The following is a 22,896-nucleotide window of genomic DNA, read 5'->3' as shown; positions in this document are numbered from 1 at the left end:
CTTTGTGGCGGCGACGAATTTAACAGTCGAAGCACCTCAGGATTTGGGACCTCTGGCATATGACGAAGAACTGCATTCGCCTCATCGCAAACATGACCTGCACCGCGCTGATCGGCGCCGCCGCGGCCATGACGCTTGCCGGATGCATGCAGACGCCCGAGGAAAAGGCGGCCTTCGCGGCGAGGCGAGCGGCGCCGACCGCCGTTGTCATGACGCCGACCAAGGGCGAGGCGCCGACAGAGAGCGGCCTGTCGCACTATAAGGACGGTTATCCCGGATTCGGCGCGCCGCTCACCGCGGCAAACGTCCAGATGAGCGACCAGGAGGCCAGTGGGCTTCAGCAGCAGCTGACGGCACTCGCTGCCCAACGCAAGGCGGGCACGATTTCGGAAGCCGAGTATCAGCGCCGCGTCGCGGAATTTCGCAAGCTAGCGGCCGAGCACGGCGCCGAAACGCTCTCGAAAATCGCCAATTAGGCCTTGCCTTCGCTGCGATTTGGAAGCAAAGCCTTCCACCAGTAGCGGAAGATGAATTTTTCCCGATAATGCGAGGCCTGCACGGCTTTCCGTCAAAGAAATGCCGTGCGACGCAAGTCTGATGAATACGGCGTTGGTGATTCTGAAGTTCGTATCGCGAACAGCCGGGAATTAGGACGAACTTCGAGCGCGGTCATGGTGGCCGCATTTCCGTGGGGAAAGAAATGGAAGAGTTTCACAAAGTCCGGCGTTTGCCGCCTTACGTTTTCGAACAGGTCAACCGTTTGAAAGCGAGCGCGCGAGCGGGCGGGGCCGATATCATCGATCTCGGCATGGGAAACCCTGACCTTCCGACCCCGAAGGCGATCGTCGACAAGCTCTGCGAAGTCGTCCAGGACCCGCGCACGCATCGTTATTCGTCCTCCAAGGGCATTCCCGGCCTGCGCCGGGCCCAGGCCGCCTACTACGCCCGCCGTTTCGGTGTGAAGCTCAACCCGGACACCCAGGTTGTCGCGACATTGGGCTCCAAGGAGGGCTTCGCCAACATGGCGCAGGCGATCACCGCGCCGGGTGACGTCATTCTCTGCCCGAACCCGACCTATCCGATCCACGCCTTCGGCTTCCTGATGGCCGGCGGTGTCATCCGGTCGATGTCGGTCGAGCCGGACGAGAGCTTCTTCCCGCCGCTGGAGCGCGCTGTTCGTCACTCGATTCCGAAGCCTCTGGCGCTGATCCTGAACTATCCGTCCAACCCGACGGCCTACGTCGCGACGCTGGACTTCTACAAGGACGTCATCGCCTTCGCGAAGAAGCACGACATCATCGTGCTTTCCGACCTTGCCTATTCGGAAATCTACTTTGATGGCGAGCCGCCTCCGTCGGTTCTCGAAGTTCCGGGTGCAATGGACGTCACGGTCGAGTTCACCTCGATGTCGAAGACCTTCTCGATGCCGGGCTGGCGCATGGGCTTTGCTGTCGGTAACGAACGCCTGATCGCGGCGCTGACGCGCGTAAAGTCCTACCTCGACTACGGCGCCTTCACGCCGATCCAGGTTGCGGCAACACATGCGTTGAACGGCGACGGCTCCGACATTGCGGAAGTCCGCAACGTCTACAAGCGCCGCCGCGACGTCATGGTCGACACCTTCGCCAAGGCCGGATTCGAGGTGCCGCCACCGGCTGCGACGATGTTCGCATGGGCAAAGATCCCGGAGAAGTTCCGTCATCTTGGTTCGTTGGAGTTCTCCAAGCTGCTGGTCGAGAAGGCAGACGTGGCGGTCGCGCCCGGAATCGGCTTCGGTGAGATGGGCGACGACTACGTTCGCCTTGCACTGGTCGAGAACGAGCACCGTATCCGCCAGGCGGCCCGCAACATCAAGAAGTTCATGTCGACGGCGGATGAGACGATGCACAACGTCATCTCGCTCAACGCACATCGCTGATATAATTCCTCAACGGCAGCCGCTTCCGGCGGCTGCCCTTCATGACACATTCAGGATCGATCCATGGCAGATGCCCTCAAAATCGGCATTGCGGGCTTGGGTACCGTTGGTGCTTCGCTCGTCCGTATCATACAACAGCGCAGCAATGAGCTTGCCGCAACATGCGGCCGACCGATCCTCATTACGGGCGTTTCGGCCCGCGACAAGACCAAGGATCGCGGCATCGATGTCGGCGGGATCGAGTGGTTCGACCGGCCAGAAGATCTGGCTGCAAAGGGCGACATTGATGTCTTCGTCGAACTCATCGGTGGAGTGAACGGCTCGGCCAATGACTCGGTGCGCGCGGCGCTCGAACGTGGTCTCCATGTGGTGACAGCCAACAAGGCATTGCTTGCCTATCACGGTGTCGAACTGGCGACGATCGCGGAAGACAAGGGAGTGTTGCTGAACTTCGAAGCAGCCGTCGCCGGCGGCATCCCAGTCATCAAGGCGCTGCGCGAGTCGCTGACCGGTAACACGATTTCCCGCATCTACGGGATCATGAACGGAACCTGCAACTACATCCTGACGAAGATGGAGAAGGAGGGACTGTCCTTTGCCGATTGCCTGAAGGAAGCTCAGCGTCTCGGATACGCGGAAGCCGATCCGGCCTTCGACATCGAGGGCAACGACACGGCCCACAAGCTTTCCATCCTGACGACGCTCGCCTTCGGAAACCAGATCGCTGCCGACGACATCTACCTCGAAGGCATCACCAATATCTCGATCGAGGACATCCATGCGGCAGCAGACCTCGGCTACCGCATCAAGTTGCTCGGTGTTGCGCAGCGGACCGATACCGGCATCGAACAGCGCGTGCATCCGACCATGGTTCCGGTCGATTCCGTCATCGCCCAGGTCGATGGTGTAACGAATGCCGTCGCGATCGAATCGGACATCCTTGGCGAGCTGCTAATGGTTGGCCCCGGTGCCGGTGGCAATGCAACGGCCTCGTCGGTTCTCGGTGATATCGCCGACATCGCAAAAAGCCGTCCTGGCGCGCAGCGCGTGCCCGTTCTCGGCCATCCCGCCAAATCGCTGGAGCCGTACCGCAAGGCACAGATGCAGAGCCACGAAGGCGGCTACTTCATTCGCCTGACGGTGCTCGACCGCACCGGCGTGTTTGCGAGCGTCGCCACGCATATGGCGGAGAACCATATTTCGCTGGAGTCGATCGTGCAGCGTTCGAAGCAGCATCTGGCGCCGTCGCACCACCAGACGATCATCATGGTTACCCACGCGACGACGGAAGATTCGGTCCGCAAGGCGGTCGCTGCCATCAAGGGCGAGGGCTACCATGTCGGCGAGCCGCAGGTGATCCGAATCGAGCGGCCAAAGGAAGACTAGGTCTCCCAGAGATCCTTGACGCTGCCAAAGGCGCCGCGGCATACGTGCCGCGTGCGTCCACAGTTAACGTGGTCCGTCTCCTCCAAAACCGTTGTGTGGGCGTCCGAACGGGCATAAAGCTGCCGATATCGCCTCGGTCCCGGGGTGGTGACAAGTGGTGAGGGCAGCAGACGATATGGATATCCCGGCCGATCCGGTGCAGCGTGCGTTCCTGGGCGTGGAAAAGTCCGCGCTGGATAACCGCTGGATATCGCGACTCGACCAGGCTGGTCAAAACCGGGCGCTTGCCATGTCTCAGATGCATGGGCTGCCTGAACTCATTGCGCGCGTTCTCGCCGGACGCGGCGTAACTGTTGACGAGGCGGTGGAGTTCCTCGATCCGACCCTTCGCGGGCTCATGCCCGACCCCTATACGCTGACGGATTGTGAGAAGGCTGCCAAGCGGCTTGTCGAGGCCATTCGAAGCCAGCAGCAGGTCGCTATTTTCGGTGACTATGACGTTGACGGCGCATCCTCATCGGCGCTTATGTTCCGCTTTTTCAAACACTTTGGCGTGAAAGCTGACATCTACATTCCGGATCGTATTTTTGAGGGCTATGGGCCTAACGCTACGGCAATTGGCAACCTGATCGACAATGGCGCGAGGTTGATTGTCACCGTCGATTGCGGGTCTACCAGCCATGATGCACTGGCTGAGGCTGCCAAGCGTAAGGTAGACGTCGTGGTGATCGATCACCACCAGGTGACACACGAGCTGCCGCCCTGTCACGCACTGGTGAATCCTAACCGGGAGGACGATCTCTCCGGACAGGGACATCTGTGTGCCGCTGGCGTCGTGTTCCTTGTGCTTGTCGCGACGTTGCGCCAGTTGCGCGAGGCGGGAGATCCGCGCGCCAGATCGATCGATTTGTTGCAATGGCTGGATATCGTCGCGCTTGCGACCGTTTGTGATGTCGTCCCCCTGAAAGGCTTGAACCGCGCCTATGTCGTCAAGGGACTGATCGCCGCTCGCCACCAGGGTAATCCGGGCCTATCTGCCCTGTTTCGCAAGGCCGGCCTCGCCGGGCCGGTGACACCCTATCACTTCGGTTTCCTGATCGGGCCACGTATCAATGCAGGAGGTCGCATCGGCGACGCGGCGCTCGGGAGCCGTCTGCTTACGTTGGAGGACACGGGCGAGGCGGAGGCGATCGCACAGCAACTGGACGAACTCAATCGCGACCGGCAGGCGATGGAAGCGGCGATGCTGCAGGAGGCCGAGGCCGAGGCGTTGGCGGAATACGGGGACGGCGAGGGCGCCTCGGTCATCGTCACCGCGCACGAAAAGTGGCACCCGGGCATCGTTGGCCTGATCGCCGCCCGCCTGAAGGAAAAATTCAAGCGGCCGGCTTTCGCAATTGCTTTCGATCCATCCGGCAAGGGTACTGGCTCAGGTCGTTCGATCAACGGATTCGACATGGGCAAGATGGTGCGCGCGGCGGTGGACGAGGGCTTGCTGGTCAAGGGCGGTGGTCACGCGATGGCGGCAGGCCTCACCGTCGAGCGTGAGAAGCTTGGCCGGTTGCGCGGCTTCTTTGCCGAGCGCGCGGAAAAGACGGTTGCAGCGCTCGTGGCCAACGAGACGCTGAAGATCGATGGCGCGATTGCCGCCAGCGGCGCCACGATCGACCTGATCGATCGGCTGGAGACCGCCGGGCCGTACGGTTCGGGCCACTCCCAGCCGCTTTTTGCCGTTCCCGCGCACCGGCTTCGCGATTCCCGCCTTGTTGGCGAGAAGCACGTCAAGGTAACACTCGAGGCCATGGACGGCGCGCGGCTTGACGGGATTGCGTTTCGGGCAGCCGATACGCAACTTGGCAACCTTTTGCTGAACTCCAGGGGAGCGAGCCTCCACGTCGCAGGCTCGCTCGGAGCGGACCATTATCAGGGGGCACGGCGTATCCAGTTGCGTGTCCTGGATGCGGCGCCGGCGCGCTGAACTCTGGCTTCTTCCAGCGCTATCGCACGTCAAACAAGGACGTGTTGTGTCAGATCGCTCTCGATAAGAATAAGGTTTGGCTTGTAGCCGAGCTCCAGGAATTTCGTCCGACGGGCCATATCTGCCGCAAAGATCATGGTGCTGTCGACGCGCTCCGGATCATGTCCCTCGGCGTCGGTGATAATTTCCACTTCCGGCTCCAAGCCGACATCACGAAGAATCTCCGAAATCAGCTTTGGATTGGCCATTCCGCTGAGCATCAGCCTGTCGATTCCAGCCGTGGCGCTCACCTGATAGGCCAAGGTTTGCATCGATACCAGCATCGGGAAGGACTGACGCAGCTGAGCGATTTCCGGATGGTCTTCCATGCCGCCAAGAGCCAGGCGGGTATAGAGCTCATAGGCCTTGATGAAGTCTTTGCGAACCGCCCAGAGACGGGCGGCGACTGCCATCCGGTTGAGGGTGAAGATCCTGCACAAATTCTCGAAAGCGGCACGGGATTCCGGCCCCGTGTTGAGTTTTCCGCGCTTGGCAGCGACATAAAGAAAATACTCAAGGCCACCGCGGTATTTGTCCCATGAAACCAGGGCTTCGTCGTTGCCGACCTGCTGGCGATCCGGCTCGATCTTGGAGACCGCGACGGAGCGATAGAAGGGTTGCTTCAGGAAGGCGACGGCGCCCTGATCAAGGGCATGTGCAAGATAGGCAAAAAAGCAAAAGCAGAAATCTCGCGGAACCCAGACAGATCGCAGAGCCGAAGAACGGTAAATGGCGATCTCGGGAAAAACGTGTTCCTTGAAAATGAACTGAAATACTTCGAGGAAATCGCGTCGACCAAATTTGACGTCAGCGTCCACCTCGTAAAACTTTGCAAGGTCGCAATCGGCGACTTGGTCGTGGAGATACCATGGCGCATGGCAGGCGGAGACGTCGGGATTTGCGTCGAGATACGCCACCGTTGCCTTCACGCCATCCGCAATCAGAAGGTCGTCGTCCGCGAGGTAGACGGTGTACTCGCCAACCGCGTGGTGGAAGGCGCTTGCCAGATTCTTGTAGGCGCCGCCATTGACCGTGCGGCGATGGTATCGAATTGGCATCCCCTTCGCGATGAATTCGTTGACGACCTGCGTCGTGTTGTCGGTGGACGCATTGTCCGAGATGACGATCTCATAAGGGAAGTCGAATTCGAAGGTTTCGCAATGCTCGAGCATGCCGCGAAGATAGGCCTCGCGATTGTAGGTTGGAATGCAGATGCTCAGTTTGATGCCGTTCAATTGATTGTCTCCAGGGACGCGTCGAGTAGGTTCGTTATGTCGGTACGATTGCCGCAAAATGGGAGTAAGCGAGCGCGCCGCGGAATCGAGGCGCGTCCCAAGCCGAGCGTCGGTGCCGGCCTCAGTTTCGATTTCTCGAAGAGGCGCCGGCCAAAGTCTTCGACGTGCGTCATAGCTTCGGCTCCCAAGTCAAAGTGTTCGCGCGGCTAACAACCGGCAGAAGTCTTGGAAAAATCTATAGGGCTGAGTTGGAGCGAGGCTTGTGCCTGCCCCGAAAGCCAAGGAGTGCCCGATCCGCAAGGCTGTTGCCTCGACGCTGTGTTCGTCAAAATTATACAGTGAAATCAAAGAGAAGTGGCACGCCCTAGGGGAGTCGAACCCCTCTTCCCAGAATGAAAATCTGGTGTCCTAACCGATAGACGAAGGGCGCTTCCTTCGTGGTGGCGCCCTTATAGTCAGGCACTCTGAATCCCGCAAGCGGCAAAACGAGAAAAAATCGCGCTGGCGTGATTTTTTCTTTGAATCAGGAACGATGCAATTAGAGAAAATGCATCATGTGTTTGATATTGTTGCTGTATTTCTGTTCACGGTGAGTCCGGTGAACATGTGCAAAGTTGCAGCGGTGCGACCGGCCATCGTCGCCGCACCGCCATGCCTGTGAATTTTCTCAGGCGCGGACCTCAAAGACCATGTTGAATGGTGTTTCTGTGGCGCGACGGAAATGCTTGAACCCAGCGTCAAGGGCAACCTTGCGCAGCTTGGCCTCTCCGGCCTGCGCACCGAGGCCGAGGCCGACGTCCTGCGAGAGGGATGCCGGCGTGCAGATCATCGTTGATGCCCCATAGTAGACGCGGCCGACCGGATTGAGATTGTCCTTCAGGCAATCATGGGCGAAGGGTTCGACGACCAGCCAGGTTCCGTCTGCAGAGAGCGATTTCCTGACATGCTTGCCGGCGCCGACAGGATCTCCCATGTCGTGCAGGCAATCGAACATGGCGATCAGGTCATATTCTCCTTCCGGGAAGCCCGCTGCCGGAGCCTGTTGGAAGGTGACGCGGTCAGAAACGCCGGCCTCCTTGGCCGCCGCCGCCGCTCGCTCGATTGATGGCGCGTGATAATCGAAACCGAAAAATGTCGAAGCGGGGTAGGCCTGTGCCATCAGGATTGTCGATGCGCCATGACCGCAGCCGACATCGGCGACTTTCGCACCTGCCTTCAGGCGCGCCTCGACGCCTTGCAGTGCCGGAATCCAGTCGGCGACGAGGTTGTTGTTGTAGCCGGTTCTGAAGAAGCGCTCCGTGCCTCGGAACAGGCAGGCGCTGTGTTCGTGCCACCCCAGGCCCTTGCCGGTCCGGAAGGCTTCGGCCACTTTCGGTTCGTCCGCCCACATTGCCTGCGCAACCTGGAAAGCGCCGGCAAAGAAGGCGGGGCTGTCTTCCTCGGCAAAGACCATGGCCTGCTCGGGCGTCAGGTGAAAGCGGTCGGTCTTCTCGTCGTAGGTGAGATAATCAGCGGCAGCGAGAGCGGACAGCCATTCTCGGAGATAGCGCTCCTTTATGCCGGTCTCCTTCGATAGCTCGGACGAGTTGCGGGGCTTGCCATCAGCCATGGCCTTGAACAGGCCAAGGTCATCGCCAAGCACCACAAGTGCTCCCGAAATCGCCGCGCCCACATCGCCAACCAGCCGGCCGACGAGTGCATCCACTTTCTGCATGTCCGGTTCGCGCATTTCTTCCTCCATCGAGAATGCAGGAAAGGATCAGCCCGCTGGCACTATACCACCGGGGGCACTCGCTGGGCAAAGCGAGACTACGCTGCAATCGAAGGATTGCTATCGGAACTGGAGGAGGCGACCTGTTCAACAGGTTTAGCGCCATGGTTGCGCCAATTGTCACGTTGACAAGAAAAAAAGCCAGATCGATAGTTCGGTAGCAGCCCCCTAGAGGCTTGGAGGAAAGATCATGATCAGGCATTTGACTATTCTTGCATCCGTTTCCCTGCTCGGGGCTCTGGCGTTTGCGACGCCGTCCTCGGCGTTGACCATGAAGGAATGCAGCGCGAAGTATAAGTCGGCCCAGGCCGACGGCTCTGCAAAGGACATGAAGTGGAACGACTTCCGCAAGGCGCAGTGCGGGCCGGACGCGACGGCTGAGCCAGATGTGACACTCAACAGCGGCGAAGAGCCTGAAAAGCCGACGATGACAGCGCCAAGGGGCGTTTCGTTCCCAACGGCCGTTGCGCCAAAATATGCGAAGGAAACGCCCGGCAAGGCCCGGATGCACACCTGTGTCGACTCCTACCATCAGAACAAGGATGCCAACACGCTCAATGGCCTGAAGTGGATCCAGAAGGGCGGCGGCTTCTACAGTTTGTGCAACGCCAAGCTCAAGGGCTGATCACGGTCTCAGGCCCAGGGTAGAAAGACAAAAGGCCGCCGGAAATTCCGGCGGCCTTCGAATTTGGTGAGCGACGCTGCTTAGTGCAGGATCTGGCTGAGGAAGAGCTTGGTGCGCTCGTGCTGAGGATTGTCGAAGAACTCGGCGGGTGAGTTCTGTTCGACGATCTGCCCCTGGTCCATGAAGATAACGCGGTTGGCGACCTGGCGCGCAAAGCCCATTTCGTGGGTGACGCAGAGCATGGTCATGCCTTCTTCTGCGAGGCCAACCATGGTCTCCAGAACTTCCTTGATCATTTCAGGGTCGAGCGCCGAGGTCGGCTCATCGAAGAGCATGATCTTCGGGTTCATGCAGAGCGAACGGGCGATTGCCACGCGCTGCTGCTGACCGCCGGAAAGCTGGCCCGGATACTTGTTGGCCTGTTCCGGGATCTTGACGCGCTTCAGGAAGTGCATGGCGACTTCTTCGGCCTGCTTTTTCGGCATCTTGCGCACCCAGATCGGCGCCAGCGTGCAGTTTTCCAGGATGGTCAAGTGCGGGAAGAGGTTGAAGTGCTGGAAGACCATGCCGACTTCGCGGCGCACTTCGTCGATCTTCTTCAGGTCGTTGGTGAGCTCGACGCCGTCAACGATGATCTGACCCTTCTGGTGTTCCTCAAGGCGGTTGATGCAGCGGATCATCGTCGACTTGCCCGATCCGGACGGTCCGGCAATGACGATACGCTCGCCGCGCATCACCTTGAGATTGATATCCCGCAGCACGTGAAAATCGCCGTACCACTTGTTCATATTGACGATGTCGACGGCAACGTCCGTTGCCGAAACGGTCATCTTCTTAGGTTGAGCCTCAGCCATATGTTCGTTCCCTTGATCTTTTATCGTTTGTGGCCGGTATCGAGATAGCGTTCCATGAAGCCTGAATAGCGCGACATGCCGAAGCAGAACAGCCAAAAAACGAAGCCAGCAAAAATCAGCCCGGTCAATGGCGTCACCGCACTTGCCCAGTTGGCGTCGGTAAAGTTCAGCCGGACGATGCCGAGCAGATCGAACATGCCGATGATCGAAACCAGCGACGTGTCCTTGAACATGCCGATGAAGGTGTTGACGATGCCCGGTATGACCAGCTTGATCGCCTGCGGCAGGATGATGAGCCGCGTCTTCTGCCAATAACCTAGGCCGAGCGAGTCCGCGCCCTCGTACTGGCCCTTCGGAATCGCCTGGAGACCGCCGCGGATGACCTCGGCCATATAGGCTGAGGCGAAGATCGCAACGCCGATCAAGGCGCGCAGCAGTTTGTCGATCGTGTAGCCGGCAGGCAGGAAGAGCGGCAGCATCACGCTTGCCATGAAGAGCACCGTGATCAGCGGAATTCCGCGAATGATCTCGATGAAGCCGACGCAAACCATCTTGATGACAGGCATCTGGGAGCGGCGACCGAGTGCAAGGATGATGCCGAACGGCAGCGACACCGCAATGCCCACGAAGGACAACACCAGCGTCACCATCAGGCCACCCCAAAGCGGGGTGTCAACTATTTCGAGGCCGAAGCCGCCGTAAAGCAGCCAGAAGGCAAGAAGCGGCAGCACGGCGAAAAGCAGAACGGCATTCGTGCCCTTGAAGGGTGCTTTGGGGATGAGCATGGGCACCAGCAGCAGCACGAAGAGGATGCCGACAATCGTCGGCCGCCAGCGCTCGTCGAGGGGATAGCGGCCGTAGACGAACTGGTCCAGCTTGGCGTTGACGAATGCCCAGCAAGCACCGCTCCAGCCGTCGGGTTGAATGCCGCCCTGGACGGCTGTCGCGCAGAAGGTGCGGTCCGTTCCAGTCCACACCGCCTGAATGAAAAGCCAGTTGATCATTTGGGGCAGGGCCCAGGCGAGAAGGGTGATGGCAATGACTGTCAGGACGACGTCCTTGGGCGTTGCCAGAAGGTTCTTGCGAACCCAGGCCCATGCGCCGCTTTCGCTGCGCGGTGCGGGTTCCGGGTCGATAAATGTGGTCCTGACGAAGGATTCGTTCGATGTCGGCATCTTATCTCTCCACCAGAGCCATCTTGGCATTGAACCAGTTCATGAACACCGATGTGAGGATGCTCAGGGTGAGATAGACGACCGCCCAGATGAACACGATTTCGATCGCCTGGCCGGTCTGGTTCAGGATCGTGCCACCGACGGCGACGAGATCCGAGAAACCGATGGCGATGGCGAGCGATGAGTTCTTGGTCAGGTTCAGATACTGGCTGGTGAGCGGCGGAATGATGATGCGCAGCGCCTGCGGGACGACCACCAGGCGGGTGACGCTTGCAGGGTGAAGGCCGAGCGCACCAGCCGCCTCCGACTGGCCTTTCGGCACGCCGCGAATGCCGGCACGCACGATTTCGGCAATGAAGGCGGCCGTATAGAAGGACAGCGCCAGGAACAGCGACATGAACTCCGGACCGACGACCGAACCGCCGGTGAGATTGAACTTGCCCGCGACAGGAACGTCGAACGACAGAGGCAGGCCGGAGAACAGAAATGCCAGAACAGGCAGGCCGACGATCAGGCCAATGGAGGCCCAGATCGTATGGAATTGCTTGCCGGTGGACGCCTGGCGCTTGTGAGCCCAGCGCGCAAGGATTGCAGACGCCACGATGCCGATCAGAAGCGCCACGCCGACCGACCACATGCCTTCACCGAAGATCGGCTTCGGGAAAGCCAGCCCGCGATTGTTGAGATACATGTTGAGCGGCAGATGGAGTGAATCGCGCGGGCCGGGCAGAACGGCAAGAACGCCCTGGTACCAGAAGAAGATGACGAGCAGGGGCGGAATGTTGCGGAAGACCTCAACATAGACCGTGCAAAGTTTGGCGATCAGCCAATTGTGCGACAGCCGCCCAATACCGACGACGAAGCCGATTATCGTGGCCGTGACGATGCCCGTAACCGCGACAAGAATCGTATTGAGCAGTCCCACCACCAGAGCCCGGCGATAGGTTGCATCGCTCGAGTAGTCGACCAGCGACTGGCCAATGTCGAAACCCGCGCGGCCGTTCAGGAAGCCGAAGCCGGAAGCGGTGCCGGAGCGGGCCAGATTCTGAGCCGTATTGTGGGCAATCCACCACCCGAATCCGACAATGAGTACGACAGTCAGGACTTGGAAGAAAATACCCCGAAATCTCGGGTCGTAGAGCACCGACTGGAAACTCCAGCCAGTGCTTTGCACATGCGACGTGTGCACAGCCTCTTGCGTCATGCCGAGCCTAATCCCCTATGAGCCCGTTTTCGGGCTTTTCTCTTTTTGATGGGAAGGCGGTTGACCGCCTTCCCAAGCCGCGAAGGGCTAGCCGATCAGCGGACCGGTGGGGCGTACTGGAGGCCGCCCTTGTTCCACAGCGCGTTCAGCCCGCGCTCGATCTTGAGCGGGCTGCCCTGGCCGATGTTGCGCTCGAACACTTCACCATAGTTGCCGACGCCCTTGATGACGTTGTAGGCCCATTCATTGGTGAGCCCGAGGTCGGTACCAATCTTGGTGTCGGCTTCGGTGCCGAGGAAGCGCTTGATGTCAGGGTTTGCCGAGTTCTTCATCTCGTCGACATTGGCCTGAGTGATGCCGAATTCCTCGGCATTGACCAGCGCATATGCCGTCCAGGAGACGATGTCGAACCACTGGTCGTCACCCTGGCGAACGGCCGGGCCGAGCGGCTCCTTGGAAATGATTTCCGGAAGAACCATGTGCTCGTCTGGGTTTTTCAGCGTCAGACGCAGCGAGTAGAGACCGGACTGGTCGGTGGTGTAGACGTCGCAACGACCGGAATCGTAGGCCGCGTTGACTTCTTCAAGCTTCTCGAAAACCACCGGATTGTACTGAAGGTTGTTAGCCTTGAAGTAGTCGGCGAGGTTCAGTTCCGTCGTCGTGCCGGACTGGACGCAAACGGCTGCGCCAGACAGTTCAAGCGCCGACTTTACGTTCAGGCTCTTGCGAGCCATGAAGCCCTGGCCGTCGTAATAGGTAATCGGGCGGAAGTTGAAGCCTTGCGCGGTATCGCGATTGATCGTCCAGGTGGTGTTACGCGACAGGACGTCGACTTCGCCCGACTTGAGCGCCGGGAAACGGTCCTTTGCCGACAGTGGCGTGTACTTCACCTTGGTCGGGTCGCCGAAAACGGCCGAAGCAACTGCCTTGCAGAAGTCGACGTCGAAACCGGCCCAGTTGCCGGAAGCGTCAGGTTGCGCGAAACCAAGAAGGCCGGTGTTGACGCCGCACTGAACAAAACCCTTTGCCTTTACGTCTTCGAGCGTGGTGGCAGATGCTGCCGAGGCGCCAAGTCCGAAAACTGCTGCGCCGATGGCGGCGGACAGAAGCTTAGTCTTCATTTTTTTCCCAACCTTTTCCTTTGTCTTATCTTTTTGTGGGAGCGTTCACCGAAGCAAGCAAAACCTCCCATATGACCCGACACCCTCCCGGCGCGAGTGGTTCTATCACAGTCGCAAATGTCACTATGGTCAAGTGTCGCGTTGAAAGATTGCGTGATATTTCGGCAATTCCCTAATTGAGGCACGTAAAATAAGCAGATGGCTATCGAAATGGCGGCCTTTGCCGAAAAAATTCGCGCAATATCACTGATATATCTGAGAATTCTGCATGGCAGCGATGCGCAGGTCACTCCGGCTTCGGGGTTGACCGATCGTTTGGGGGCGTTCAAGAGTTTGCCGATTGCATCCCACCGCCAAAGGCATTTCCGACATGAAAGATAAAGAAGGCCCGCTCCAGAACGCAGGCATCAACACGCGCCTTTCCCACCTCGGTAACGATCCGGCCGAGTACCACGGTTTCGTCAATCCGCCGGTCGTTCATGCCTCTACGGTGCTGTTTCCGAATGCCAGAGCGATGGAGACGCGGGCGCAGAAGTACACCTATGGAACGCGCGGAACTCCGACTACGGATGCACTTTGCGAAGCGATCGACGCGCTGGAGGGATCGGCCGGAACGATTCTCGTGCCGTCGGGCCTTGCCGCCGTTACCGTGCCGTTTCTGGCATTCCTGTCGGCCGGCGACCACGCACTGATTGTCGATTCGGTCTACGGGCCGACGCGCCATTTCTGCGACACGATGCTGAAGCGCCTGGGCGTAGAGGTGGACTATTACGATCCGATGGTCGGGACCGGCATCGAAGCGCTGATCAAGCCGAACACCAAGCTCGTCCACACCGAAGCACCGGGCTCGAACACCTTCGAAATGCAGGATATCCCTGTTATCGCGGCGATCGCGCACAAGCACGGTGCTGTCGTGACGATGGACAACACCTGGGCGACGCCTGTTTACTTCAAGCCGCTCGACTTCGGTGTCGACGTCTCAATCCATGCGGCCACCAAATACCCCTCCGGGCACTCTGATATTCTGATGGGGACCGTCTCGGCAAATGCCAAGTACTGGCCGCAACTGCATGAAGCAAACATTACGCTTGGTATCTGCGGCGCACCTGATGATGCTTACCAGATCCTGCGCGGGCTGCGTACCATGGGCGTACGCCTGGAACGTCACTACGAAAGCGCCCTGACCATCGCCAAGTGGCTCGAGGGCAGGGACGATGTCGCCAAGGTGCTTCACCCGGCATTGCCCAGCTTTCCGTCGCATGAGTTGTGGAGGCGCGATTTCAAGGGCGCGAGCGGCATCTTCTCCTTCGTTCTTGCGGTCGATGCTCCCGAGAAGTTCAAGGCCAAGGCGCATGCTTTCCTCGATGCCCTGCGGATATTCGGCCTCGGTTGGTCATGGGGCGGCTTCGAAAGCCTCGCCGTTCACGTCAACCTCAACGATCGCCGAATTTGCAAGGCGCCGTCCGAAGGACCGGTCATCCGCCTGCAGATCGGGCTGGAGGACGTCGTTGATATCAAAGCGGACATCGAGCGCGGCTTTGCCGCGGCAAAGGCCGTCTGATCAGGCGCCGGCTCGGTAGCCGTAAATCCAATCGAGGTCCGCCGCGAGGCTTTGCGGCGGCCTCAGTGCCAGAACGAGGTCGCGTCCGATGCGGATCGGCCCCCGGGCGTGGTACGCAAACTGGTTGAACGCGCCACGCTGGCGCAATCGGGCAATACGTGGGGCGCGGTGCGCCTCGAACGAGTGCAGCGCTTGCGGCGTCGACTGCGTCGCAACGAAGCTTGCCAATTCATACGCATCCTCGATTGCCATCGCGGCTCCCTGCGCCGCGAAGGGCATCATTGCGTGCGCAGCATCGCCGATGAGGACAGAGTTGCCGCCATTCTGCCAGCGACCGCTTGTCGTTTCGTAGAGGGGCCAGAAGGTGATGTCGTCGGCCTTGGCGAAAAGCGTGGTCAGGGCAGGATGCCATCTCGAAAAGCGCGATAGCAGCTGTTCTCGCTGAGCTTGCGTTGGCTGGCCGGTCCAGTCATGCGATGCGACGTTGCCTGCGGTAATCGCCACCATGTTGAAGCAGTCGGTTTCCTTCAGTGGATAGCAGACGAGGTGCGCCGATGGGCCCAGGAAAGCGGACACGCTGGTACGCTGAAGAAACGTGGGCGCGTTGGCGGCATCAATCGTGAAACGGTAGGCGATGTTGCCGGAGAACCGCGGCGAGGGGCTGCCGTCGATGCTTTCTCGAACCTGCGACCAGACCCCGTCGGCGCCAACGACAAGTCTTCGTGACGGCCCCGATAAGGCCAGAGCCGTCATCTTCGACCCGAGATGGAGCTGACAAAGTGGCTCCTTCTTCACAGCGTCAAGCAATGCACGCTGCAATGTAGAGCGGTGCAGGACGCCGTACGGCGCACCCCATCTGGCCCGTGCAAAGCTGCCGGCGGGAACGGCTGCAAGCTGGCGAAGCGAGGTTCCGGAGACAAGCCGAATGTCATCAGGTTCGAGCCAGGCGCCAGTCAGGGGCTCGAGCACGCCCAACTCGGCCAGCACACGCGATGCGTTCGGCGAAACCTGCAGTCCGGCCCCGACCTCGGTCAATTCCGGAGCCTGCTCGAAAATCTCGGCGCTTATGCCACGCCGCGCCAACGCAAGGGCAGCCGTGAGGCCCGCTATACCCGCGCCGACAATGGCGGCATGTTCGGCCGGCATAGGCTGTCCGATCTCGAATGGAAGGCGTCAGGCAGCCTTGACGTGGAAGACGCAGCCGGCCGGATTGGTCTGCGTCGCCTTCAGCGCACCATTGAAGCGGTAGAGCGTCGAGCAGTACGAGCAGACCTTTTCGTTCTCGTCGCCCATGTCGATGAAGATATGCGGATGATCGAACGGAACGGAAGCGCCGGTGCACATGAACTCCTTCACGCCGACTTCGATAACGCGGTGTCCGCCGTCGTTCTGGAAGTGGGGAATGTTGTGGCCGGCCATGTTCATCTCCGAATGCTTTGTAAGTCGCGCGGACCTTATAGTCCTTCACCGCAAATGTGTAGAGCGAAAGAGTGACAGGACGCACAGTTTTTGCGGCTGCGAGGGTTTCAGTTCCGTGGTCCATAAAATATGGTCCCGCGAAAAAGGACAGTCCGATGAACTTGAATACGCCCGTCTTTTCCAGCTTTACCCATGATGGCCTGAAGCTCGCGTTCTTCGACGAAGGCGATCCGTCCGGGGCGCCCGTGCTGCTGATCCACGGATTTGCTTCCAGTGCCAACGTGAACTGGGTTCACCCGGGTTGGTTGAAGACGCTGGGCGACGCGGGCTATCGCGTCATTGCCATCGACAATCGGGGGCATGGAGCAAGTGACAAGCCGCGCGACGCCGAGGCTTACCGTCCGTGGCATATGGCGGGTGATGCGGTTGCGCTTCTCGATCATCTCGGAATTCCGGAGGCCAACGTCATGGGCTACTCGATGGGAGCCCGCATTTCCGTCTTCGCAGCCCTTGCCCATCCCGAGCGGGTCCGGTCGCTGGTGCTCGGTGGCCTCGGGATCGGCATGACGGACGGCGTTGGTGACTGGGATCCGATAGCGGATGCTTTGCTTGCACCTTCTCTCGATGATGTCTCTCATGATCGTGGACGAATGTTCCGCGCTTTCGCCGATCAGACGAAGAGTGACCGCGAAGCGCTCGCCGCCTGTATCAAGGGATCTCGCGATCTCGTCGCACGGTCGGATATGGCCAAGATCGAAGCTCCAACCCTGATCGGGGTCGGAACGAAGGATGACATCGCGGGTTCTGCTGAGGAGCTTGCCGCGCTGATGCCCCATGCTCAGGCGCTGGACATTCCCGGGCGGGATCACATGCTTGCGGTGGGTGACAGGGTCTTCAAGAAGGCCGTACTCGAGTTTTACGCCGAAGTCGCCGACTAGTGACATGGGTTTGCTGGACAGTTCGGGATCGCTGAGAAACGATTCGCCGGCCGCCCATTTATGTTAACGGGTTTTTGCCTTATATAGAGCCGATCCTACGGCATACGAGGAGACCTTTCATGGTCGCAAAGACAGACATTCGCTCTCTTGAGACGGGCAGTCCTCTCAAGGTGATGGACCCGATCTGGGACAGCTTGCGCGAGGAAGCGCGCGTTGCAGCAGAGAAGGATCCGGTGCTGGCCGCGTTTCTTTATTCGACCGTTCTCAACTATCGGTCGCTGGAAGAGTGCGTGGTCTATCGTATCTGCGAACGTCTTGACCACCCGGATATGCAGGCGATCCTGTTGCGCCAGACCTTCGATCAGATGCTGGAGGATTGGCCGGAGTGGAGCACGATCCTGCGCGTCGATATTCAGGCGATCTACGACCGTGACCCGGCATGCCTGCGGTTCATGGAGGCCGTGCTCTATTTCAAGGGATTCCACGCGCTGCAGACCCACCGGCTTGCGCACTGGCTGCTCAATCGCGGCCGCCGCGACCTGGCGCTTTATCTGCAGAGCCGATCCTCGAGTGTTTTCCAGACTGACATCAATCCAGCCGCGCGTATCGGCAGGGGCATCTTCCTTGATCATGCCACCGGCCTGGTCGTCGGCGAAACCGCCGTCATCGGCGACAACGTATCGATCCTGCACGGGGTTACGCTCGGGGGTACCGGCAAGGAAGGCGCGGATCGGCATCCGAAGATCGGCAGCGGCGTGCTGATCGGTGCTGGCGCCAAGATCCTCGGCAACATCGAGATCGGCTATTGCTCACGCATTGCGGCAGGTTCGGTGGTGCTCAAGGCGGTGCCACCGAAGACGACCGTGGCAGGTGTGCCGGCCAAGGTGGTCGGAGAAGCCGGGTGTTCGGAGCCGTCGCGAATAATGGATCAGGTGATCGGCGCGGATATCTGAGCCGCTCGTCGCCTTATAAGTGTGGCATATCAGCGGGGATAGCGTTCATGCGTCTGTCCCCGTGCCTTTACAGCGCCGTCTTTCCCATGCAAGAAGCGGCCAACCGAGACCGCTCAGGAGATGCAGTGTGAAGCCCGAAGAAATCAAGAAGCTCGACGCCTATTTCAAGCGCACGTTCAACCCGCAGGTGATCGTCAAGGCTCGCCCGCGAAAGAACGACTCCGCTGAAGTCTATCTCGGCGAAGAATTTCTGGGTGTCGTCTATATCGATGACGAGGACGGCGACCGCTCTTACAACTTTTCGATGGCGATCCTCGACGTCGATCTCTGATCTGCAATCGGTGGGCGGCGTGCTCTGCCGCCCTTCGTCCTGACTGCTCCGGACACTCTTAGGTCCGGTCTGCTTGGCCGCTCTGCGATTCGTGCCCCTAGCAAACCTGCGATTGCTTCTTGTCTCGAAAAGCAATCTTCGGCGGAAAAATACGCTCTCTTCTCTGGACCGCTCCGTCGAACGCTCCATCTCCCAAGCTGAGCATGTGCTCTAGCGCCAAGGAGGGATGCCGGAATGGGTATTTTCGACAAGATCAAGAACGCGATTTTTGGTGAAGCTGTGGCCGCGCCGGTCACTCCATCAGCCGCCCCTTCGCAGCCGGGGGCAACCGCAGCGCCATCGCCCGCTCCCTCAGCCACACCGCAGGCAACACCGGCTGCTGCTACCCCCGCCGCAGCGGCTGTCGATATCGTGCCGCTACTGGATGCGGCAGTTAAGAAGAGCGGACAAAAGCTGGACTGGCGCCGCTCGATCGTGGATCTCATGAAGGCCGTCGGCATGGATGCCAGCCTCGCTGAGCGCAAGGAGCTGGCCGCGGAGCTTGGCTTCAAAGGTGACCCGCACGACACCGCCGCGATGAACATGTTCCTGCACAAGGCCTTGATGACGCGCCTTGCCGAAAATGGCGGGAAGGTGCCGGCCGATCTTCTTGACTGACGTCAGGCCTCATCAGGCGTCGCGACGAATTTTTTGACGTAACCGTTGGTTGCGACGCTCTGATATATTTTAGCAAAATCAATTACAGTGGGATTTCGGTTTTGCGCATTGAAACATGCGTGGGTGGTGATGCAATCAAAGATTGTTTTGCGGTGCACAATCATGCTTGACTATTTGTGCGTTGCAGCTAGGCTTCATCAAGCCACACATGCCAAGGAGGATGATGGTCATGTTGAACTTCGACGACGTCAATCGGAAGAACAAGGAAGCCATGGACACGGTCCTGAAGAGCTATTCGGAGACTGCCAAGGGTTTTCAGGCCATTGCCGCCGAAGCCGTGGAGTATTCCAAGAAGTCGTTCCAGGACACGGTCACGCATTTTGAAAGTCTCTCCGGGGCGCGTAGCTTTGAAGCTGCCTTCGAGCTGCAGACCAACTATGTGAAAACTGCATACGAGAACTTCGTGGGCGAAGCCACCAAGCTTGGCGAAATGTATTCCGATCTCGCCAAAAGCGCTTACAAACCATATGAAGCGCCTGTTGCTGCTGCGGTCGCCAAGGCGACGAAGGCCGCCCCAGTTGTCGCGCCCGCTGCGGCGTAACCATAGGCGGCAATTGCCGCACAGCTCTTGAAAATCGAAGACCGGCTACGCATCTGCGGCCGGTCTTTTCTTTTTTCACAATGCCCGTCGCATGCCCATCGCCCGGTTTCTGTGTCTTTGCGTCGAGACCAGCCGAATTGTGATTGCAGTGTGAAGCGAGGGGCTTAAAATCGCTCCAGGATGAACTAAGTTAGTATTTCGAATATTCGGCGGGCAAACCCCTCCCATGCCCCCCGCTGGACTGATCGAGGAATGAAAGAAAATGATCGCAAAGCCGATCCGGATGCAAAACGATAGCGAAAGGAACGGGGACAACGGAAATCGCGGAACCTCGGTCATCACACGCACGAAACCGAAGACCAAGAAGCCCAATCTCTACCGCGTGCTACTCTTGAACGACGACTACACTCCCATGGAATTCGTCATTCATATTCTGGAGCGTTTTTTTCAGAAGGATCGCGAAAGTGCCACCCGCATTATGCTTCATGTCCACAACCATGGCGTCGGCGAATGTGGGATATTTACATACGAAGTGGCGGAAACGAAGGTGAGCCAGGTGATGGACTTCGCCCGGCAGCACCAGCATCCGCTGCAATGCGTCATGGAAAAGAAGTGAGGATCTGAACGTGCCAACATTTTCGCCTAGTCTTGAGAAGGCGCTCCATCAGGCACTGACCTTTGCCAACGAGCGGCATCATGAGTATGCCACGCTCGAGCATCTGCTGCTCGCCCTGATCGACGATGCCGATGCCGCCGCCGTTATGGGCGCCTGCAACGTCGACCTCGACGCGCTGCGCAAAACGCTTGTTGAATATGTCGATAACGAACTCTCCAATTTGGTCACCGGCTATGACGAGGACTCCAAGCCAACCTCCGGCTTCCAGCGCGTCATCCAGCGGGCGGTGATCCATGTGCAGTCGTCCGGTCGCGAGGAGGTGACCGGCGCAAACGTCCTCGTTGCCATTTTCGCCGAGCGCGAGAGCCACGCGGCCTACTTCCTGCAGGAGCAGGAAATGACCCGCTACGACGCGGTCAACTATATCTCCCACGGGATCGGCAAGCGGCCGGGTTCGTCCGAGTCTCGTCCGCCTCGCGGCGCCGACGACGAATCCGAGAGCAAGCCGGCATCGCGTGGCAGCAGCGAACAGGAAGAGGGCGGCGCGAAAAAGCAGCAGGATGCCCTGAAGGCTTACTGCGTGAACCTCAATGAGAAGGCCAAGAGCGGCAAGATCGATCCGTTGATCGGTCGCCAGGCCGAGGTCAATCGCACCATCCAGGTTCTATGCCGCCGGTCGAAAAACAACCCGCTCTATGTCGGCGATCCCGGTGTCGGCAAGACCGCCATTGCCGAGGGCCTTGCCAAGCGCATCGTCGAGGGCAAGGTGCCTGAAGCATTGGCCGATGCCACCATCTTCTCGCTGGATATGGGAACGCTGCTGGCCGGCACGCGCTATCGCGGTGATTTCGAAGAGCGCTTGAAGCAGGTCGTGAAGGAACTCGAAGAATATCCGGGCGCCGTGCTGTTCATCGACGAGATCCATACCGTGATCGGTGCGGGCGCAACGTCGGGCGGAGCCATGGATGCCTCGAACCTCTTGAAGCCGGCCCTGTCCTCGGGTGCCATCCGTTGCATCGGTTCGACCACCTATAAGGAGTACCGCCAGTTCTTCGAAAAGGACCGGGCTCTGGTTCGTCGCTTCCAGAAGATCGACGTCAACGAGCCGTCGATCGACGATGCGATCGAGATCATGAAGGGCTTGAAGCCGTACTTCGAAGAATATCATCACCTGCGCTATTCAAACGAGGCGATCAAGACGGCTGTCGAGCTGTCGGCGCGCTACATCTCGGACCGCAAGCTGCCCGACAAGGCGATCGACGTGATCGATGAAACCGGTGCAGCCCAGATGCTGCTGCCGCCGTCCAAGCGCCGCAAGCTGATCACCGAGAAGGAGATCGAAGCCACGGTTGCGACAATGGCGCGCATCCCGCCGAAGACGGTGTCGAAGGACGACGAAGCTGTTCTTGCCAATCTCGAGCAGGAACTGCGCTCGGTCGTCTACGGCCAGGACAAGGCGATCGAGGCGTTGTCGACGTCGATCAAGCTCGCCCGCGCGGGCCTGCGTGAACCGAACAAGCCGATTGGTTCCTACGTCTTCTCCGGCCCGACAGGCGTCGGCAAGACCGAGGTTGCGAAGCAGCTCGCCTCGTCGCTCGGCGTTGAGCTTCTGCGCTTTGATATGTCCGAGTACATGGAACGGCATACGGTATCGCGCCTGCTCGGCGCACCTCCCGGCTATGTCGGCTTCGACCAGGGTGGTCTGCTGACCGATGGCGTCGACCAGCATCCGCATTGCGTGGTGTTGCTTGACGAGATCGAGAAGGCGCATCCCGACATCTACAACATCCTGTTGCAGGTGATGGACCATGGCGCGCTGACCGACCATAACGGCAAGAAGATAGACTTCCGCAACGTCATCCTGATCATGACGACCAACGCGGGGGCGTCGGAGATGGCCAAGGCGGCGATCGGCTTCGGTTCGTCCAAGCGGACGGGCGAGGACGAGGAGGCGTTGACCCGCCTGTTCACGCCGGAGTTCCGCAACCGTCTCGACGCGATCATCCCGTTCGCGGCGCTCCCGACGGAAGTGATCCACAAGGTCGTGCAGAAGTTCATCATGCAGCTCGAAGCGCAGCTTTCCGAACGGAATGTCACCTTCAATCTGCACGAGGACGCTATCGCGTGGCTGGCTGAAAAGGGTTACGACGAGAAGATGGGCGCTCGCCCGCTCGCCCGCGTTATCCAGGACGTCATCAAGAAGCCGCTCGCCAATGAGATTCTCTTTGGCAAGCTGCGGAAGGGCGGTGTCGTCAACGTCACCGTTGGTCCGAAGGAAGATGGAAAGCCTGGTATCGTCTTGGAAGCGGTCCCGGACAGCGCGCCGATCAAGCCGAAGCCTGAAGCGGAGCTCATCCACTCCGAGGCCGATGACGAGGATGACGGCGAACTGAAGACGAAGGCACGCCCGAAGAAGGCAACGGCAAAGAAGTCAAAGGCATCAGTCGAAGCGGAAGTGAAGAGCCCACCCAAGAAGGGAAGTGCGGTTCCGAGGGTTCCGAAGAAATAGTTGAT

21 protein-coding genes and 1 tRNA gene are annotated in these 22,896 nt (G+C 59.4%); 13 read left to right on the top strand and 9 right to left on the bottom strand.

Features of this window, described 5'->3' with window-relative positions; all coding sequences use genetic code 11:
- Nucleotides 1–59 precede the first annotated feature (59 nt).
- The 4 genes from JNB88_RS28320 to recJ all read left to right on the top strand — a co-directional run bounded on the left by JNB88_RS28320 (nt 60) and on the right by recJ (nt 5,282).
- A complete protein-coding gene (locus JNB88_RS28320; protein ID WP_220358357.1) occupies nt 60–476 on the top strand; it encodes a gas vesicle protein GvpG in 417 nt (138 codons plus the stop codon).
- 224 nt (nt 477–700) lie between these two features.
- On the top strand, nt 701–1,918 hold the full coding sequence (locus tag JNB88_RS28315) for an LL-diaminopimelate aminotransferase (protein WP_037127631.1): 1,218 nt from the start codon (nt 701–703) through the stop codon (nt 1,916–1,918).
- Nucleotides 1,919–1,981: 63 nt separating this feature from the next.
- Nucleotides 1,982–3,304 carry a homoserine dehydrogenase gene (locus tag JNB88_RS28310; protein WP_037127633.1) on the top strand — a complete coding sequence of 441 codons (1,323 nt, stop codon included), beginning with the start codon at nt 1,982–1,984 and terminating at the stop codon, nt 3,302–3,304.
- 175 nt (nt 3,305–3,479) lie between these two features.
- A complete protein-coding gene (gene recJ, locus JNB88_RS28305; protein ID WP_220358366.1) occupies nt 3,480–5,282 on the top strand; it encodes a single-stranded-DNA-specific exonuclease RecJ in 1,803 nt (600 codons plus the stop codon).
- A 29-nt stretch (nt 5,283–5,311) separates the two neighbouring features.
- On the opposite strand, the gene JNB88_RS28300 is transcribed toward recJ, so the two are convergent.
- The 3 genes from JNB88_RS28300 to JNB88_RS28290 form a co-directional block, all read right to left on the bottom strand.
- A complete protein-coding gene (locus tag JNB88_RS28300; protein WP_220358356.1) occupies nt 5,312–6,556 on the bottom strand; it encodes a glycosyltransferase family 2 protein in 1,245 nt (414 codons plus the stop codon).
- Nucleotides 6,557–6,911: 355 nt separating this feature from the next.
- Nucleotides 6,912–6,986, bottom strand: a tRNA-Glu gene (locus JNB88_RS28295).
- Nucleotides 6,987–7,223: 237 nt separating this feature from the next.
- Nucleotides 7,224–8,285, bottom strand: a complete 1,062-nt coding sequence (locus tag JNB88_RS28290; RefSeq protein WP_220358355.1) for a class I SAM-dependent methyltransferase — start codon at nt 8,283–8,285, stop codon at nt 7,224–7,226.
- A gap of 232 nt (nt 8,286–8,517) precedes the next feature.
- Here JNB88_RS28290 and JNB88_RS28285 point away from each other — a divergent pair, with 232 nt between their 5' ends.
- On the top strand, nt 8,518–8,952 hold the full coding sequence (locus JNB88_RS28285; RefSeq protein WP_037127643.1) for a hypothetical protein: 435 nt from the start codon (nt 8,518–8,520) through the stop codon (nt 8,950–8,952).
- A gap of 80 nt (nt 8,953–9,032) precedes the next feature.
- Here JNB88_RS28285 and JNB88_RS28280 read toward each other — a convergent pair whose 3' ends face one another.
- The 4 genes from JNB88_RS28280 to JNB88_RS28265 form a co-directional block, all read right to left on the bottom strand.
- Nucleotides 9,033–9,806, bottom strand: a complete 774-nt coding sequence (locus tag JNB88_RS28280; RefSeq protein WP_037127645.1) for an amino acid ABC transporter ATP-binding protein — start codon at nt 9,804–9,806, stop codon at nt 9,033–9,035.
- 20 nt (nt 9,807–9,826) lie between these two features.
- The gene (locus JNB88_RS28275) at nt 9,827–10,981 is read right to left on the bottom strand and encodes an amino acid ABC transporter permease (protein ID WP_220358354.1); all 1,155 of its coding nucleotides are present in this window, start codon (nt 10,979–10,981) and stop codon (nt 9,827–9,829) included.
- 1 nt (nt 10,982) lies between these two features.
- Nucleotides 10,983–12,185, bottom strand: a complete 1,203-nt coding sequence (locus JNB88_RS28270) for an amino acid ABC transporter permease (RefSeq protein ID WP_220358353.1) — start codon at nt 12,183–12,185, stop codon at nt 10,983–10,985.
- Between the two features lie 95 nt (nt 12,186–12,280).
- Nucleotides 12,281–13,306: an amino acid ABC transporter substrate-binding protein gene (locus JNB88_RS28265; protein ID WP_037127652.1), complete on the bottom strand. Its 1,026-nt coding sequence runs from the start codon at nt 13,304–13,306 to the stop codon at nt 12,281–12,283.
- Between the two features lie 370 nt (nt 13,307–13,676).
- Between JNB88_RS28265 and JNB88_RS28260 the strand changes: the two genes are divergently transcribed.
- On the top strand, nt 13,677–14,867 hold the full coding sequence (locus JNB88_RS28260; RefSeq protein ID WP_220358352.1) for a cystathionine beta-lyase: 1,191 nt from the start codon (nt 13,677–13,679) through the stop codon (nt 14,865–14,867).
- Here the strand turns inward: JNB88_RS28260 and JNB88_RS28255 are convergent, their stop codons facing one another.
- Nucleotides 14,868–16,013, bottom strand: coding sequence for an FAD-dependent monooxygenase (locus JNB88_RS28255; protein WP_220358351.1), 1,146 nt, complete (start codon nt 16,011–16,013; stop codon nt 14,868–14,870). It lies immediately after the preceding gene.
- A gap of 27 nt (nt 16,014–16,040) precedes the next feature.
- Nucleotides 16,041–16,286, bottom strand: coding sequence for a zinc-finger domain-containing protein (locus tag JNB88_RS28250; RefSeq protein ID WP_018859934.1), 246 nt, complete (start codon nt 16,284–16,286; stop codon nt 16,041–16,043).
- A 155-nt stretch (nt 16,287–16,441) separates the two neighbouring features.
- Between JNB88_RS28250 and JNB88_RS28245 the strand changes: the two genes are divergently transcribed.
- The 7 genes from JNB88_RS28245 (at nt 16,442) to clpA (ending at nt 22,891) form a co-directional block, all read left to right on the top strand.
- Nucleotides 16,442–17,224 carry an alpha/beta fold hydrolase gene (locus JNB88_RS28245; protein WP_037127660.1) on the top strand — a complete coding sequence of 261 codons (783 nt, stop codon included), beginning with the start codon at nt 16,442–16,444 and terminating at the stop codon, nt 17,222–17,224.
- 119 nt (nt 17,225–17,343) lie between these two features.
- Nucleotides 17,344–18,177 (top strand): serine O-acetyltransferase, encoded by an 834-nt coding sequence (gene cysE / locus JNB88_RS28240; RefSeq protein ID WP_220358350.1) that lies wholly within the window; start codon nt 17,344–17,346, stop codon nt 18,175–18,177.
- Between the two features lie 127 nt (nt 18,178–18,304).
- The gene (locus tag JNB88_RS28235; RefSeq protein WP_007532353.1) at nt 18,305–18,508 is read left to right on the top strand and encodes a DUF3126 family protein; all 204 of its coding nucleotides are present in this window, start codon (nt 18,305–18,307) and stop codon (nt 18,506–18,508) included.
- Nucleotides 18,509–18,742: 234 nt separating this feature from the next.
- On the top strand, nt 18,743–19,165 hold the full coding sequence (locus JNB88_RS28230) for a DUF3597 domain-containing protein (protein WP_220358349.1): 423 nt from the start codon (nt 18,743–18,745) through the stop codon (nt 19,163–19,165).
- Between the two features lie 229 nt (nt 19,166–19,394).
- Complete coding sequence (locus JNB88_RS28225) at nt 19,395–19,766, top strand: phasin family protein (RefSeq protein WP_220358348.1); 372 nt, start codon at nt 19,395–19,397, stop codon at nt 19,764–19,766.
- 262 nt (nt 19,767–20,028) lie between these two features.
- Nucleotides 20,029–20,382, top strand: coding sequence for an ATP-dependent Clp protease adapter ClpS (gene clpS, locus JNB88_RS28220; protein ID WP_008526939.1), 354 nt, complete (start codon nt 20,029–20,031; stop codon nt 20,380–20,382).
- A 10-nt stretch (nt 20,383–20,392) separates the two neighbouring features.
- The gene (gene clpA / locus JNB88_RS28215; RefSeq protein ID WP_037127667.1) at nt 20,393–22,891 is read left to right on the top strand and encodes an ATP-dependent Clp protease ATP-binding subunit ClpA; all 2,499 of its coding nucleotides are present in this window, start codon (nt 20,393–20,395) and stop codon (nt 22,889–22,891) included.
- The last annotated feature ends 5 nt before the right edge of the window (nt 22,892–22,896 follow it).

Source organism: Rhizobium cauense (assembly GCF_019511525.1).
Lineage (GTDB): Bacteria > Pseudomonadota > Alphaproteobacteria > Rhizobiales > Rhizobiaceae > Rhizobium > Rhizobium cauense.
This window is presented reverse-complemented; position numbering and strand designations above follow the sequence as displayed.

Coding starts and splice junctions, on each gene's coding strand:
- JNB88_RS28320 (WP_220358357.1), top strand. CDS start 60: ATGACGAAGAACTGCATTCGCCTCATCGCAAACATGACCTGCACCGCG.
- JNB88_RS28315 (WP_037127631.1), top strand. CDS start 701: ATGGAAGAGTTTCACAAAGTCCGGCGTTTGCCGCCTTACGTTTTCGAA.
- JNB88_RS28310 (WP_037127633.1), top strand. CDS start 1,982: ATGGCAGATGCCCTCAAAATCGGCATTGCGGGCTTGGGTACCGTTGGT.
- recJ (WP_220358366.1), top strand. CDS start 3,480: ATGGATATCCCGGCCGATCCGGTGCAGCGTGCGTTCCTGGGCGTGGAA.
- JNB88_RS28290 (WP_220358355.1), bottom strand. CDS start 8,285: ATGCGCGAACCGGACATGCAGAAAGTGGATGCACTCGTCGGCCGGCTG.
- JNB88_RS28285 (WP_037127643.1), top strand. CDS start 8,518: ATGATCAGGCATTTGACTATTCTTGCATCCGTTTCCCTGCTCGGGGCT.
- JNB88_RS28280 (WP_037127645.1), bottom strand. CDS start 9,806: ATGGCTGAGGCTCAACCTAAGAAGATGACCGTTTCGGCAACGGACGTT.
- JNB88_RS28275 (WP_220358354.1), bottom strand. CDS start 10,981: ATGCCGACATCGAACGAATCCTTCGTCAGGACCACATTTATCGACCCG.
- JNB88_RS28270 (WP_220358353.1), bottom strand. CDS start 12,185: ATGACGCAAGAGGCTGTGCACACGTCGCATGTGCAAAGCACTGGCTGG.
- JNB88_RS28265 (WP_037127652.1), bottom strand. CDS start 13,306: ATGAAGACTAAGCTTCTGTCCGCCGCCATCGGCGCAGCAGTTTTCGGA.
- JNB88_RS28260 (WP_220358352.1), top strand. CDS start 13,677: ATGAAAGATAAAGAAGGCCCGCTCCAGAACGCAGGCATCAACACGCGC.
- JNB88_RS28255 (WP_220358351.1), bottom strand. CDS start 16,013: ATGCCGGCCGAACATGCCGCCATTGTCGGCGCGGGTATAGCGGGCCTC.
- JNB88_RS28250 (WP_018859934.1), bottom strand. CDS start 16,286: ATGGCCGGCCACAACATTCCCCACTTCCAGAACGACGGCGGACACCGC.
- JNB88_RS28245 (WP_037127660.1), top strand. CDS start 16,442: ATGAACTTGAATACGCCCGTCTTTTCCAGCTTTACCCATGATGGCCTG.
- cysE (WP_220358350.1), top strand. CDS start 17,344: ATGGTCGCAAAGACAGACATTCGCTCTCTTGAGACGGGCAGTCCTCTC.
- JNB88_RS28230 (WP_220358349.1), top strand. CDS start 18,743: ATGGGTATTTTCGACAAGATCAAGAACGCGATTTTTGGTGAAGCTGTG.
- JNB88_RS28225 (WP_220358348.1), top strand. CDS start 19,395: ATGTTGAACTTCGACGACGTCAATCGGAAGAACAAGGAAGCCATGGAC.
- clpS (WP_008526939.1), top strand. CDS start 20,029: ATGATCGCAAAGCCGATCCGGATGCAAAACGATAGCGAAAGGAACGGG.